The sequence below is a fragment of the Streptomyces sp. YKOK-I1 genome (assembly GCF_054660435.1).
In genome coordinates this window covers 1,195,866-1,211,926 of sequence record NZ_BAAGDR010000001.1, presented here as the reverse complement: position 1 = coordinate 1,211,926, position 16,061 = coordinate 1,195,866, and the positions used below count along the sequence as shown (strand labels likewise).

The window sequence follows — 16,061 nt, the reverse complement described above, 5'->3', positions numbered from 1 at the left end:
GCGGGGACGACCACGCGACGATCACTTCCCGGCTCCAGCGGCTGACGGCGAAGTGGCAGGAGAGCGCAACGAAGGGCGGCGGTGCCGGACACGACAACGGCACCGGCTCCGGGGGTTCCGGAGCGGCACTCGCCGACGTCGACGACGGGGGACTGGACTCCGTCGAGACGGCGGACGAGCTGTTCGACCTGATCGACAAAGAACTCGGGATGTCGTGATCAGCCGCGGGAAACCGTCGGCATCGGCTCAGGGATGTGGCGTTGGTGGCTGAAGACGGCAAGACGGACGACAAGTACGTCGAGTACCTCAAGCGGTTGACCGCCGAACTGCGGCAGACACGAAGGCAGTTGCGGGAGGTGGAGGAACGCGACCGGGAACCGGTCGCGATCGTGGCGATGAGCTGCCGCTACCCCGGCGGGGTGGAGAGCCCGGAGGAGCTGTGGCGGCTCGTCGACGAGGGCGGGGACGCCATCTCCGGCTTCCCCGCCGACCGCGGCTGGGACGTCGAGGCGGGCTACGACCCCGACCCCGACAACCCCGGCACCTTCTACGCGCTCGGCGGCGGCTTCCTGCACGAGGCGTCCCGTTTCGACGCGGACTTCTTCGGGATCTCGCCGCGTGAGGCGCTGGCGATGGACCCGCAGCAGCGGCTGCTGCTGGAGATCTCCTGGGAGGCGTTCGAGCGGGCCGGGATCGCCCCGGCCTCGGTGCGCGGCAGCAGCACCGGCGTCTTCGTCGGCGCCGCCACCTCCGGCTACGGGGCCGGCGTGAGCGAGTTCCCGGACGGGGTGCAGGGCCTGCTGCTGGCGGGCAACGCCACCTCGGTCGCCTCCGGCCGCATCGCCTACACCCTGGGCCTGGAGGGGCCCACCGTCACCGTCGACACGGCCTGCTCGTCCTCGCTCGTCGCCCTGCACTGGGCGTGCCAGGCGCTGCGCCGCGGCGAATGCGACCTGGCGCTCGCGGGCGGTGTCGCCGTGATGGCCACCCCGGCGATGTTCTACGAGTTCAGCCGCCAGCGCGGTCTGGCCGCCGACGGCCGCTGCAAGGCGTTCTCCGACGACGCCGACGGCACCGGCTGGGCGGAGGGCGCCGGCATGCTGCTCGTGGAGCGGCTCTCGGACGCCCGCCGCCTGGGCCACCCGGTCCTGGCCGTCGTCCGCGGCACCGCGGTCAACTCCGACGGCGCCTCCAACGGCCTGACCGCCCCCAACGGCCCGTCCCAGCAGCGGGTCATCCGCGCGGCCCTGGCCAACGCGGGACTCGCCCCCGCCGACGTGGACGCCGTCGACGCGCACGGCACCGGCACCTCGCTCGGTGACCCGATCGAGGCGCAGGCCCTGCTCGCCGCCTACGGCCAGGACCGTGCACAGCCGCTGTGGCTGGGATCCCTGAAGTCCAACATCGGGCACACCCAGTCGGCCGCCGGCGTCGGCAGCATCATCAAGATGGTCGAGGCGATGCGGCACGGCGTGCTGCCGCGCACCCTGCACGTCTCCGAGCCGTCCCGGCACGTCGACTGGTCGGCCGGGGCCGTGCGCCTGCTCACCGAGCCCGTCGACTGGCCGGAGGCGGGCCGCCCGCGCCGCGCCGGTGTGTCCTCCTTCGGTATCAGCGGCACCAACGCGCACGCCGTCATCGAGCAGGCTCCCGCCGCCGGACCGGACGAGCCCGCCGCGCCCGCCGCGGAGCCGCCGACCCCCGCCGCCGAGCCCCGGACCCTGCCCGTCGTGCCGTGGCCGGTGTCCGCGCGCAGCGAGGAGGCCCTGCGGGCACAGGCCGCCCGGCTGCTGGACCGGCTGCGGGACCAGGGCGAGCCGCCGCGCCCGCTGGACGTCGGCCACGCGCTCGCCACCACCCGGGCCGCTCTGGAACACCGCGCGATCGTCCTGGCCGCCGACCACGACACCGCGGTACGCGAACTGACCGCGCTCGCCGACGGTTCCGCCGGCACCGCGACCGTCCGGGGCCGCACCGTGCGCGGCGCCACCGCTTTCCTGTTCGCCGGTCAGGGATCCCAACGGCTCGGCATGGGCCGTGAGTTGTACGCCACCCATCCGGTCTTCGCCGCGGCGTTCGACGCCGTGGACGCCGAACTGCCCTTCAGCCTGCGGGAGATCGTCTTCGGCGAGGACGCGGACCGGCTGAACCGCACCGAGTACGCGCAGCCCGCGCTCTTCGCCCTCGAAGTCGCCCTTCATCGTCTGCTGGAGTCCTGGGGCGTCACCGCGAAGTTCCTGCTGGGCCACTCCGTCGGCGAGCTGGCGGCCGCGCATGTGGCCGGGGTGTGGTCGCTGGCGGACGCCTGCCGACTCGTGGTGGCGCGCGGCCGGCTGATGCAGGCCCTGCCCGCGGGCGGTGCGATGGCCGCGCTCCAGGCCACCGAGGAGGAGGTGCTGCCCCTGCTCGACGACCGGGTCGGCATCGCCGCCGTCAACGGGCCCGGCGCGGTGGTGATCTCCGGTGCCGCCGACGCCGTGGAGGAGGCGGCCGCGCACATGCGTTCCCAGGGACGCAAGGTGACGGCCCTGCGGGTCAGCCACGGCTTCCACTCCCCGCTGATGGAGCCCATGCTCCAGGAGTTCCGGGCGGTCGCCGAGACCCTCACCTACCATCCGCCCCGGCTGACGATCGTCTCCGACGTGACCGGCGAGACCGCCCGCCCCGCCGACCTGTGCTCACCTGACTACTGGGTCCGGCACGTCCGCGAGCCCGTCCGGTTCGCCGACGGGATACGGCTGCTGGCCAAGCGCCGGGTGGCCCGCTTCGTCGAACTGGGCCCCGACGGCACCCTCACCGCCCTCGCGCAGGGCTGCTTCGAGGGCGAGGCGCCGGCCGCCGTACCCACGTTGCGCAAGGACCGGCCGGAGCCCGCCGCGCTGATGGCGGCGGTCGCAGGCGCCTTCGCCCATGGCACGCCCGTCGACTGGCCGGCCGTGTTCGCGGGGACCGGCGCCCGGGACGTGGACCTGCCGACGTACGCCTTCCGCAGGGAACGCTTCTGGCTGGAGCCCACTCCGCCGTCCGCCGCCGTCGGCCACCCGGGCGACACCGGCGCCGGGGACACGGGCTTCTGGACGGCCGTCGCCGACGAGGACATCGCCGCTCTGGCCGACACCCTGGACGTCGACGAAGGGCTCGTACGGCCCCTCGTGCCCGCCCTGTCGTCGTGGTGGCGCGGACGACGGGAGCTCGGCCGGGTCGACCGGCTGCGGTACCGCGTCGCCTGGCACCCCCTCGATCCGGCCGCCGGCGGCACGCTCACCGGACGCTGGCTCGTCCTCGCCCCCGCCGGAACGGGCGACGGCCCCCCGGCCGGAGCCGTGACCGACGCCCTGACGACCGGCGGGGCCGAAGCCGTGCTCCGGGAGTACGCCCCCGACGAGGAACGCGCCGAACTCGCCGCCCGGCTCACCGGCCTCGGCCCCTGGGCCGGCGTCCTCGCCCTGCCCGTCGAGGGCGATCAGGCGTCACCGGCCGACACACTGCTGCGCACGCTCCGGCTGGTGCAGGCCCTCGGCGACGCCGAGGTGACCGCACCGCTGTGGCTCGCCACCCGCGGCGCGGTGGCCACCGCCCGCTCCGACGACGCCCCCGAGCCGGCGCAGGCCGCGCTGTGGGGCCTGGGCCGGGTGGCCGCACTGGAGCTGGCCGGCCGGTGGGGCGGCCTCGTCGACCTGCCGCCCACCGTCGACCGGCGGGCCGCGGCACGGCTCGCCGCGGTGCTGGCCCGGCCCGGCGACGAGGACCAGCTCGCCGTCCGCGCCTCCGGCGTTTTCGTACGCCGTCTGCTGCACGCCGAGGACCCGGCTGCCCCGCACACCGGCGCGGACGGCTGGCAGCCGCGCGGCACCGTCCTGATCACCGGCGGCACCGGCGCGCTGGGTGCCCGGGTCGCCCGCTGGGCCGCCGAACAGGGCGCCGAGCACCTCGTCCTGACCGGCCGACGCGGCCCCGACGCACCCGGCGCCGCCGATCTGACGGCCGCGCTCACCGCGCTCGGCGCCCGCGTGACCATCGAGGCCTGCGACATCGCCGACCGCGCGGCCGTCGAGGACCTGCTGACCCGCCACACCGTCGACGCCGTCGTCCACGCCGCCGGCGTCACCGACACCCTGCCGCTGCCCGAGGCCGACGCCGACCGCCTTCGCCCGGTCCTCGCCGCCAAGGCGCACGGCGCCGCCCACCTCGACGCGGTGCTGCGGGCCCAGGGCGACCGCCCGCTCGACGCGTTCGTGCTGTTCTCCTCCATCGCCGGCGTGTGGGGCAGCGGAGGCCAGACCGCCTACGCCGCCGCCAACGCCTACCTCGACGGCCTGGCCGAACAGCGGCGCGCCCGCGGCGCCACCGCCACCTCCATCGCCTGGGGACCCTGGGCCGACGGCGGCATGGCCGCCGAGGACGGGGCCGAGGAGTATCTGCGCCGACGCGGCCTCGCCGCCCTCGACCCGGACACGGCCCTCGCCGCGCTCCGCCGCGTCCTCCAGCAGGGCGCCACCGGCCAGGTCGTCGCCGACGTCGACTGGTCACGGTTCGCCCCCGGCTTCACCAGCGCCCGTCCCAGCCCGCTCCTCGCCGACCTGCCCGAGGCACGGGACGCGCTGCGCACCGGGCGGACCGACCCGGACGACGGCGGAGCCGCCGCGGCCCTGCGCGGACGCCTGGCGGGCCGCCCGGCCGCCGAACGCACCCGCGCCCTCCTGGAGCTGATCCGCACCCACGCCGCCGCCGTCCTCGGCCACGCCGACGCGGGGCTGCTGGAGACCCGGCGCGCCTTCCGCGACTCCGGCTTCGACTCCCTGACCGCCGTCGAACTGCGCAACCGCCTCGCCGCCGAGACCGGCCTGGCCCTGCCCGCCACGCTCGTCTTCGACCACCCCACCCCCGTCGACCTCGCCGCGTTCGTGCACGGCGAGCTGTTCGACGACACCAGGCCCGCACACCCCGACGGCACGGGTGGCGCGGCACGCGCGGAGCGCGCGGCCGACGACCCGGTCGTCGTCGTCGGCATGGGCTGCCGTCTGCCCGGCGACGTGACCGGGCCCGACGAGCTGTGGGACCTCGTCGCCACCGGACGGGACGCGATCACCCGGTTCCCCACCGACCGCGGCTGGGACCTCGACGCGCTCTACCACCCCGAACCGGGCCGCCCCGGCACCAGCTACACCCGGCACGGTGGCTTCCTCACCGGAGTCGCCGACTTCGACCCCGACTTCTTCGGCATCTCGCCGCGCGAGGCCGTCGCCATGGATCCACAGCAGCGGCTGCTGCTGGAGACCTCGTGGGAGGCGCTGGAACGCGCCGCCATCGCCCCCGGCGGCCTGCGCGGCAGCCGTACCGGCGTGTTCATGGGCTCCAACGGCCAGGACTATCCCGCCCTGCTGCTCAGCACACCCGACGCCGGGGACGGCTACCTCGGCACCGGCAACGCCGCCGCCGTGGTCTCCGGCCGGATCGCCTACGTCCTCGGCCTCGAAGGACCGACCCTCACCGTCGACACCGCCTGCTCGTCCTCGCTCGTCGCCCTCCACCTCGCGGTGCAGGCGCTGCGGGCGGGCGAGTGCGACCTCGCCCTCGCCGGCGGTGTCACCGTCATGTCGACCCCGGGCGCCTTCCTGGAGTTCAGCCGGCAGCGCGGGCTGGCGGCGGACGGCCGGTGCAAGGCGTTCTCCGACGACGCCGACGGCACCGGCTGGGCCGAGGGCGTGGGCGTGCTCGTCGTGGAGCGGCTCTCCGACGCCCGCCGCAACGGGCACCCGGTCCTCGCGGTGGTCGCCGGTTCCGCCGTCAACCAGGACGGCGCCAGCAACGGCCTGACCGCCCCCAACGGACCGGCCCAGCAGCGGGTCATCCGCGCCGCCCTGGCCGACGCCGGCCTCACCCCGGCCGAGGTGGACGCGGTGGAGGCGCACGGCACCGGGACGACCCTGGGCGACCCGATCGAGGCCCAGGCGCTGCTGGCCGCCTACGGTCAGGACCGCGAACAGCCCCTGTGGCTGGGCTCGTTGAAGTCCAACATCGGCCACACCCAGGCCGCCGCCGGTGTCGCCGGCATCATCAAGATGGTCATGGCCATGCGGCACGGCGTGCTGCCGCTCACCTTGCACGCCGAAGCCCCCAGCACCCATGTCGACTGGTCGGCGGGCGCCGTGGAACTGCTCGCCGAGAGCACGCCCTGGTCCGGCGGCGACCGGCCGCGCCGCGCCGGAATCTCCGCCTTCGGCGTCTCCGGCACCAACGCCCACGTCATCGTCGAACAGCCCGGGGACGAACACCGGTCGCCGGCCGACGACCAGCCGCGTGACGCCGCGCGGCAGGAGGCCGGGGCCGGACGCCCGCTGCCCTGGGTGATCTCCGGCGCGTCCGAGAACGCCCTGCGCGAGCAGGCCGAACGGCTCCTCGCCCACGTCGAGGCCCGGCCCGGCCTCACCGCCGCGGGCCTCGGCCTCGCCCTCGCCACCACCCGTACCGGGCTCGGGAACCGTGCCGTCCTGCTGGGCGCCGACCGGGCCGGACTGCTGGCCGCCCTCACGTCCCTGGTCCGGGGCGAGCCCGGCTTCGGCGGCGTCACCGGCCGCGCCCGGCCCGACGGCCGTACGGCGTTCCTCTTCGCGGGCCAGGGCGCCCAACGTCCTGGCATGGGAAGGGAGTTGTACGAGACGTACCCGGTGTTCGCGGACGCCTTCGACGCCGTGTGCGCACAGGTCGACGCGGAACTGCCGCGCCCGCTGCGGGAGATCGTCCTCGGGGACGACACGGAGGCGCTCGGCCGCACCGAGTTCACCCAGCCCGCCCTGTTCGCGCTGGAAGTGGCGCTGTTCCGGCTGCTGGAGTCGTGGGGCGTCCGTCCCGACGTACTGGCCGGACACTCCATCGGTGAGATCGCGGCCGCGCATGTGGCGGGGGTGTGGTCGCTGGCGGACGCGTGCCGGCTGGTGGTGGCGCGCGGCCGGCTGATGCAGGCGCTGCCGGAGGACGGGGCGATGGTGGCCCTCCAGGCCACCGAGGAGGAGGTCCTGCCGTTCCTGGACGATACACGGGTCGGGATCGCCGCGGTCAACGGCCCCCGGGCGGTGGTCGTCGCCGGAGACGCCGAAGCAGTGGCGGAGGTCGCGGACCGCTTCCGTGCCCAGGACCGCAAGGTCACGGCGCTGCGGGTGAGCCACGCCTTCCACTCACCGCTGATGGAGCCCATGCTGGCCGGCTTCCGCGAGGTCGCGGAAAGCCTGACGTACGAGCGTCCCCACCTGCCCCTCGTCTCGACGGTCACCGGCGAGCCCGCCACGGCCGAGGAGCTGTGCTCCCCCGACTACTGGGTCCGTCACGTCCGCCGGCCGGTCCGCTTCGCCGACGCGGTGGCCGCCCTGGAGTCCGAGGGCGTCACCCGGTTCCTGGAGCTGGGCCCCGACGGCACCCTCACCGCACTGGCCCACGCCTCGCTCACCGACGGAGAACCGGTCGCGGTCCCGGCCCTGCGCCCCGACCGCCCCGAGCCCGCGACCCTGCTCGTGGCGGCCGCGACCCTCTTCGCGGACGGCGCCGAGGTCACCTGGTCCGCGTTCTTCCCCGCCGAGCGCCCCGCCGAGCTGCCCACCTACGCCTTCCAGCACGGCCGCCACTGGCCGCGCCCGGCCGGCGGACACGTCGGCGACCTGCGCTCGGCCGGTCTGTCCGCCGCCGGTCACCCGCTGCTCGGCGCCGCCGTCACCCTCGCCGACAGCGGGGCCGCGCTCTTCACCGGACGGCTGTCCACCGGGCTCCAGCCGTGGCTGGCCGACCACGTCGTCGCCGGTTCCGTACTGCTGCCCGGCACCGCCTTCCTGGAACTCGCCCTCCACACCGCGGACCGCGTCGGCTGCGCCCAGGTGGAGGAACTCACGCTGCACACACCGCTGGTGCTGCCCGCCCAGGGAGCCGCCCAGCTCCAGGTCACCGTCGGCGCCCCCGATCCCGCCGGGCGGCGCGAGATCGGCGTGTACTCCCGCCCCGCGGACGGCTCCGACGCCGACGGACCCGACGACGAGCCGTGGATCCGGCACGCGAGCGGCACCCTGCTGCCCGAGCCCGCCGTACCGGCTGCGGAAGCGGGCGCGCGACCGCCCGCCGACGCCGTCGGGATCCCCACGGACGCCCTCTACGAGAAGCTGGCGGGGACCGGTCTGTCGTACGGGCCGCTGTTCCGCGGACTGACCTCCCTCCGGCGGCACGGTGACGACCTGTTCGCCGAGGTGGGCCTGCCCGACGAGGCCGCCCCGGACGCCCGCCGCTACGGCATCCACCCCGCCCTGCTGGACTCGGTGCTGCACGCCCTTGGAGCCGCCCCGCCGGCCCCCGGCGGCACGGCGGCAGGGGAGCCCGCCCCGGGCCTTCCCTTCTCGTGGACCGGCGTCACCCTGCACGCCACCGGCGCGTCACGGCTCCACGCCCGGCTGCGGACCACCGGCAGCGGCTCGGTCGCCCTCGACCTGGCCGATCCGTCCGGCGCACCCGTCGCCACCATCGGATCCCTCACCCTGCGCGCCCTCACCGCACCGGCCGGCGAGACCGTGGAAACCCCTCACGGCGAACTGCTGCACCAGGTGGACTGGACGCCGCTCCCGCTGGACGGACCCTCCGCGGTGTCGTCGGCACCCCTGCCGTCATCCCTCCCGACCACTCTGCCGACGACCGGAGCCGACGCGGGAGAGGACGTGCTGATCAGCGTGGCACCCCCGGCCGGTGACCCCGGGGAGGCGGCGCACACGGCCACCGCGCACGTGCTGGAGCTGGTGCGCGCCTGGCTGGCGCAGGAGCGCTTCGAGGGCGCCCGGCTGGTGGTGGTCACCGAAGGCGCGGTCACGCTCGACGCGCCGGCCCCCGATCCCGCCCTGGCCGCGGTGTGGGGTCTGGTGCGGGCGGCACGGGCGGAGCACCCGGGGCGGTTCGCGCTCATCGACGTGGACGGTGCCGACGAGTCCTGGGCGGTCGTCCCGGCCGCGCTCGCCTCAGGTGAGGCCGAGGCCGCCATACGAGTCGGCACCGTCTTCACCCCGCGACTGGCCCCGGCCGCGACCGGCCGCGACCTCACGCCTCCCGCGGGCGAGTCGGCCTGGCGGCTGGCCATCGCGGAGCAGGGAACCCTGGAAGGACTGGCCCTGCGGCCCGCCCTGGAGGCGGAAGCGGAACTGGCGCCCGGTCACGTCCGCGTCGCGGTGCGGGCCGCCGGTGTCAACTTCCGTGACGTGCTCAACGCGCTCGGCATGTATCCCGGCGACGCGAAGGACTTCGGTCTGGAGGGCGCCGGACTGGTGACCGAGACCGGTCCCGGGGTCACCGGGCTGGCTGTCGGCGACCGCGTGATGGGACTGTTCTCCGGCTCGTTCGGACCGGTGGCCGTGGCGGACGCCCGCACGGTGGCCCGGATCCCGGCCGGCTGGACGTTCGCGCAGGCCGCGTCGGTGCCGCTCGTGTTCCTGACCGCGCACTACGCCCTCCACGACCTCGCGGACCTGCGGGCCGGCGAGTCGGTCCTGGTGCACGCGGCGACCGGCGGCGTGGGCATGGCCGCCCTCCAACTGGCCCGGCACCGGGGCGCCGAGGTGTTCGGCACGGCGAGCGCCGCCAAACGGGACACGCTGCGCGGTCTCGGACTGGACGACGCGCACATCGCCTCCTCCCGCGAGACCGATTTCGAGTCGGCCTTCCGCACCGCGACCGGCGGCCGCGGCATGGACGTCGTCCTGGACTCCCTGGCCGGGGAGTTCGTCGACGCGTCGCTGAGGCTGCTGCCCCGCGGCGGCCGCTTCCTGGAGATGGGCAAGACCGACATCCGTGACGCGGAGACCGTCGCCGCCGAGCACCCGGGCGTGACGTACCGCGCCTTCGACCTGTGGGACGCCGGTCCGGAGCGGATCGGCCACATGCTGTCCGACCTGGTCGCCCTGTTCGAGGAGGGGGTGCTCGAACCCCTTCCGGTCACCTGCTGGGACGTACGGCAGGCCCCCGAGGCGTTCCGCCACCTGTCCCAGGCGCGGCACGTGGGCAAGGTGGTCCTCACCGTCCCGGCGCCGCTCGACCCGCAGGGGACCGTCCTGGTGACCGGTGGCACCGGCGGCCTGGGCGCGCTGGTGGCCCGCCACCTGGTCACCGAGCACGGTGTACGGCATCTGCTGCTGGCCGGCCGCCGTGGACTCGACGCCCCTGGCGCTCGCGAACTCGTGGCGGAGCTGGGCGGCTTGGGTGCCGCGGTCGAGGTGGCGGCCCTGGACGTGGCGGACCGAGACCAGTTGGCCGCGGTGCTGGCTGGGCGCTCCCTGACCGCCGTGGTGCATGCGGCGGGTGTCCTGGACGACGGTGTGGTCTCCGCCCTGACTCCTGAGCGGTTCGCGACGGTGATGCGGCCGAAGGCGGACGCGGTGGCGCATCTGCACGAGCTGACCCGGGACGCCGACCTCTCCGCGTTCGTGGTCTTCTCCTCGGTCGCGGGGACGTTCGGCGGCGCGGGTCAGGCCAACTACGCGGCCGCCAACGCCTTCCTGGACGCCTTCGCCGCCCGCCGCCGCTCCGCCGGTCTGCCCGCGGTGTCCCTCGCGTGGGGCCCCTGGGCGCCCGGCGCGGGCATGACCGCCGAGCTGACCGAGGCGGACCTGCGGCGCATGGCCCGCGGCGGTATGCGGCCGCTCGCCCCCGCCCAGGGCCTCGGCGCCCTGGACGCGGCCCTGCGACGGACCGAACCCGTCCTCGTGGCCCTCGCGCTCGACCGGCGCGTGCTGCGGGACCGGCAGGCGGTGGCGGCCCTGCCCGCCATGCTGCGCGGCCTGGCCGTCACCCCGGCGCGCCGCACGGCGGCCACGGCGGCCGGTTCCGACGCCGGGCCGAGCTTCAGGACCCGACTCGCGGCGCTCGGCCGGCCCGAACGGGAGACGGCGGTCCTGGACCTCGTACGGACCCAGACGGCCCTGGTGCTGGGCCACGCCGGCCCGGACACCGTGGAGCCCGGCCGGGACTTCCGCGGCCTCGGCATCGACTCACTGACCGCCGTCGAACTGCGCAACCGCCTCAACGCGGCGACCGGACTGCGACTGCCGGCGACGCTGGTGTTCGACTACCCCTCGCCGCAGGCGCTCGCGCGCCACATCGGCGCCGGACTCCTCGACACCGAACCGCCGGCCGCGACCGTCGGCGCGCCCGCGACCGTCCGTGCCGCCGACCCGGCCGACGACGACGCGCGGATCGCGATCGTCGGCATCGGCTGCCGCTTCCCCGGTGGCGTACGCGGACCGGAGGACTTCTGGCGGCTGCTCGCCGACGGCGTGGACGCGATCGGGGCACCGCCCGCCGACCGCGGCTGGCACACGGACGGCGTCCAGGGCGGATTCCTCTACGACGCCGCCGAGTTCGACGCGGACTTCTTCGGGATCTCGCCGCGCGAGGCGGTGTCCATGGACCCCCAGCAGCGACTCCTGCTGGAGATCTCCTGGGAGGCGCTGGAGCGGGCCGCGATCGACCCGCGCGGCCTGCACGGATCCCGTACCGGAGTGTTCGTCGGCACGAACTACCAGGGGTACGGATCCGCCGCGCACGACGTCCCCGAGGACGCGCGGGGACAGCTCCTGACCGGGCACGCCGCCAGCGTGGCCTCCGGCCGCGTCGCCTATGTGCTGGGCCTGGAGGGCCCGGCGGTCACCGTGGACACCGCCTGCTCGTCCTCCCTCGTGGCCCTGCACTGGGCGGCCCAGTCGCTGCGGTCCGGCGAGTGCGACCTGGCGCTCGCCGGCGGGGTGACGGTGATGGCGACGCCGGGCGCGTTCGCCGAGTTCGACCGGCAGGGCGGGCTCGCCGGCGACCACCGCTGCAAGGCCTTCTCGGACGACGCCGACGGCACCGGCTGGGGCGAGGGCGCCGGCATCCTCCTGCTGGAGCGGCTCTCCGACGCCCGCCGCAACGGCCACCCGGTGCTCGCCGTGGTCCGCGGCAGCGCCGTCAACTCGGACGGCGCCAGCAACGGACTCACCGCGCCCAACGGGCCCTCGCAGCAGCGCGTCATCCGCGCCGCGCTGGCGGCAGGCGGGCTCACCCCCGCCGAGGTCGACGCCGTGGAGGCGCACGGCACCGGCACCGCGCTCGGCGACCCGATCGAGGCCCAGGCCCTGCTCGCCACCTACGGGCAGGACCGCGAACAGCCCCTGTGGCTCGGGTCGGTGAAGTCCAACATCGGCCACACCCAGGCCGCCGCCGGTGTCGCCGGCGTCATCAAGACCGTGCTGGCGATGCGGCACGGAACCCTGCCGCGCACCCTGCACCTCAGCCGGCCCACCACCCACGTCGACTGGACGGCCGGCCGGATCGAACTGCTCGCCGAACCGGTGGCCTGGCCGGACACCGGACACCCGCGGCGCGCCGCGGTCTCCTCGTTCGGCATCAGCGGCACCAACGCCCATGTCGTCCTGGAGGAGGGCATCGGGGAACACCTCCCCGGGGAGCCGCAGCCCCTCGAACCGCGGACCGCCGGACCGGTCGCCTGGACGCTGAGCGGACGGTCGGCCGCCGCCCTGCGCGGGCAGGCCGAGCGGCTGCGCGCCCGCCTGACCGCCGACCCCGAACCGACCCCCGCCGACGTGGCGCACTCCCTCGCCACCGGCCGCGCGACCTTCGAACACCGGGCCGTGGTGGTCGCCGAGGACCGGGACGCGCTCCTGGCCGCGCTGGCCGCGCTCGGCCGCGGCGAGGACACCGCCGCGGTCGTCCGCGGGCGCACCGGACCGGGGGGCCGCACGGCGTTCCTGTTCAGCGGCCAGGGCTCCCAGCGGCCCGGCACGGGCCGGGAACTCCTCGCACACTTCCCGGTGTACGCCGAGGCCTTCCACCGCGTCTGCGCCGCGTTCGCCCCGCACCTCGACGTACCGCTGGCCGACGTCGTCCTCGCCCCCGAGGGCACGGAGCGGGCCGGCCTGCTGGACCGCACCGCCTACACCCAGCCCGCCCTGTTCGCCGTCCACGTGGCGCTCCACGCACTGGTGCGCTCCTGGGGGGTCGCGCCGGACGCGCTGATGGGGCACTCCATCGGCGAACTGTCCGCCGCCCATGTCTCCGGAGTGCTGTCGCTGCCCGACGCGTGCGCCCTGGTCGCGGCCCGCGGCCGGCTGATGGAGGCGCTGCCCGAGGGCGGCGCCATGACCGCCGTACAGGCGTCCGAGGACGAGGTGGCGCCGCTGCTCGCCGGACGGGACCGGCACATCGCGGTCGCCGCCGTCAACGGCCCCGCGTCGGTGGTGGTCTCCGGTGACGAGGACGCCGTCCGTGACATCGAGGGGCATTTCGCCGCGCTGGGCCGAAAGACTAGGCGTTTGCGGGTCAGCCATGCGTTTCACTCGGCGCATATGGACGCGATGCTTGCGGAGTTCGAAGAGGTCGCACGCGGCGTGCGCTACGCCGCGCCCGCGATCCCGATCGTCTCCAACGTGACGGGCGACCGGGCCACCGAGGCCGAACTGACCTCGCCGGACCACTGGGTGCGGCATGTGCGGCAGACCGTGCGCTACGCGGACGGCGTGCGCCGCCTGCGCCAGGACGGCGTCGACACCTTCGTGGAACTCGGGCCGGACGGCTCACTGACCGCGATGACCCTCGACAGCCTGGCGGAGTCCGCGCACCACGACCCGCAGGAGCCGGCCGCTGCGGCCGTCGCCGTGCCCGTGCTGCGCCGGGGCCGGCCGGAGCCGGTCGCCGCCCTGCTGGCCGCGGGCACCCTGCACGTGCGCGGGCTCGCCACCGCGCCGACCGGACCGACCGGTCCGGCCCACACCGTGGACCTCCCGACGTACGCCTTCCAGCGCGACCACTACTGGCTCGCGGCCGCCCGGCCCGCCGCGACCGGGGCGCCGGGCGACGGCGACCGCGTCGACGACGAGTTCTGGGCCGCCGTGGAGCGCGGCGACCTCGGTGGGCTGACCGAACGCCCCGACCTCGGCGACGACACCCCGCTCGGCGAACTGCTGCCCGCGCTGTCGACCTGGCGGCGGCGCCGCCGTGAGCGTGCCACGCTCGACTCCCACGCCTACACGGTGCTCTGGCGTCCGGTGCCGGACGGCCCGCCGCCGGTGCTGTCGGGCACCTGGCTGCTGGCCCTGCCCGCCTCCCGCGCCGACGACCCCTTCACCGACACCCTCGCCGAGGGCCTGACCGCGCACGGCGCAAAGGTCGTGCCGCTGGTCGTGGACTGCGCGCTCACCGACCGGACCGCCCTCGCCGACCAGCTGCGCAAGCTCCCCGAACCGGACGCCGTACAAGGCGTGTTGTCGCTGCTGGCACTCGACGAGGAGCCGGTGGCCACCACGGACCGCGCGGTCACCCCCGCCGGCCTGGCCGCGCTGCTCGCCCTCACCCAGGCGCTCGGCGACCTGGAGATCGGCGCCCCGCTGTGGGCCGCCACCGTCGGCGCGGTCGCCGCCACCGACCGGGAGAGCGTGACCTCGCCCACCCAGGCCGCCACCTGGGGCCTGGGCCGGGTCGCCGCGCTGGAACAACCGCAACGCTGGGGCGGTCTCGTCGACCTCCCCGCCACCCTCGACGGGCGGACCGCCGAACGGCTCGCGGCCCTGCTCTCCGGCACCACGGGAGAGGACCAGACCGCCGTACGGGCCGCCGGAGTCCTCGCCCGCCGCCTCGCGCACGCCCGACCCGCCGACACCGCCACCGACGCACCCGAGTGGAACTGCGCCGGCGAGACCGTGCTGATCACCGGCGGCACCGGAGCACTCGGCGCCCGGGTCGCCCGCCGGCTCGCCGAACGCGGCGCCCGGCACCTGGTGCTGGTCGGCCGCCGCGGCCCCGACGCCGAAGGGGCCGAGGCACTGCGCGCCGGACTCGCCGCCCACGGTACGACCGTGACGACGGCCGCCTGCGACGCCGCGGACCCCGACGCCCTGGCCGCCCTGCTGGCCGCACACCCGGTCGACGCCGTGGTGCACGCCGCCGGAGTCCTCGACGACGGACTGCTCCAGACGCTCACCCCCGAGCGGCTGGAGGCGGTGCTGCGGCCGAAGCTGGCCGCCGCCCGCAACCTCGACCTGCTCACCCGCGACCGCGCCCTGTCGGCGTTCGTCCTGTTCTCCTCCTTCGCCGGCACGGTCGGCTCGGCGGGCCAGGGCAACTACGCCGCCGCCAACGCCTACCTCGACGCCCTCGCCGCCCGGCGCCGCGCCGAGGGCCTGACCGCCACCTCCGTGGCCTGGGGCCCGTGGGCCGGCGGCGGAATGGCCGCCGGCGGCCCCGACGCGGAGGCACGCCTGCGGGGCGGCGGGATCGTCCCGCTCGACCCGGACACCGCGCTGGCCGCCCTCGACCGGGCGGTGGCCGGCGAGGACGCCGCCCCGACCGTCGCCGAGCTGACCTGGGACCGCTTCGTGCCCGCCTTCACCGCCGTGCGCCCCGCCCCGCTCCTGGCCGAACTGCCCGAAGCCCAGGCCCTGTCCCGGCAGACACGGGAACGGGACGGCGGTGCCGGGACGGAGAGCGACGCCCTGCGGACCCGGCTGGCCGGGCTCGGCGACGCCGAGCAGGAACGGCTGCTGATCCACCTGGTCCGCGGCCAGGTCGCCACCGTGCTCGGACACGCCTCCGCCGAGGCCGTCGACGCCGACCGGGCCTTCAGCGAACTCGGCTTCGACTCGCTGATGGCGGTGGAACTGCGCAACCGGCTCGGTGTCGCGGCCGGGCTCCAGCTGCCCGCCACCCTCCTCTTCGACCAGCCCACCCCGCGCGTCCTCGCCCGCCACCTGCGATCCCTGACCGCGGCCGAAGGCGGCGGCGCGCCCGCGCTGGACGCCCTCGACCGGCTGGAGGCCGCGCTCGCCGGGCTCGCCGAGGACGACGCCGGGCGCGACCGCATCGCCTCCCGCCTGCTGGCGCTCGCCACCCGCTGGAACGGCCAGGGCGAACCGCCCGCCGAGCCGACGGACGACGACGGCGGCGACCTCCAGGACCGGATCGAGTCCGCCGGCGCCGAGGAGATCTTCGCCCTCATCGACAACGACCTGGGCCTGTCATGACCGGCACCACCAGCACGGCCACCGCCACGACCG

1 protein-coding gene is annotated in these 16,061 nt (G+C 76.1%); it reads left to right on the top strand.

The genetic code is table 11. From position 1 onward, the window contains the following. Positions 1–263: 263 nt before the first annotated feature. On the top strand, positions 264–16,028 hold the full coding sequence (locus ACYQ8Q_RS05170; protein ID WP_460073175.1) for a type I polyketide synthase: 15,765 nt from the start codon (positions 264–266) through the stop codon (positions 16,026–16,028). Positions 16,029–16,061: the final 33 nt, after the last annotated feature.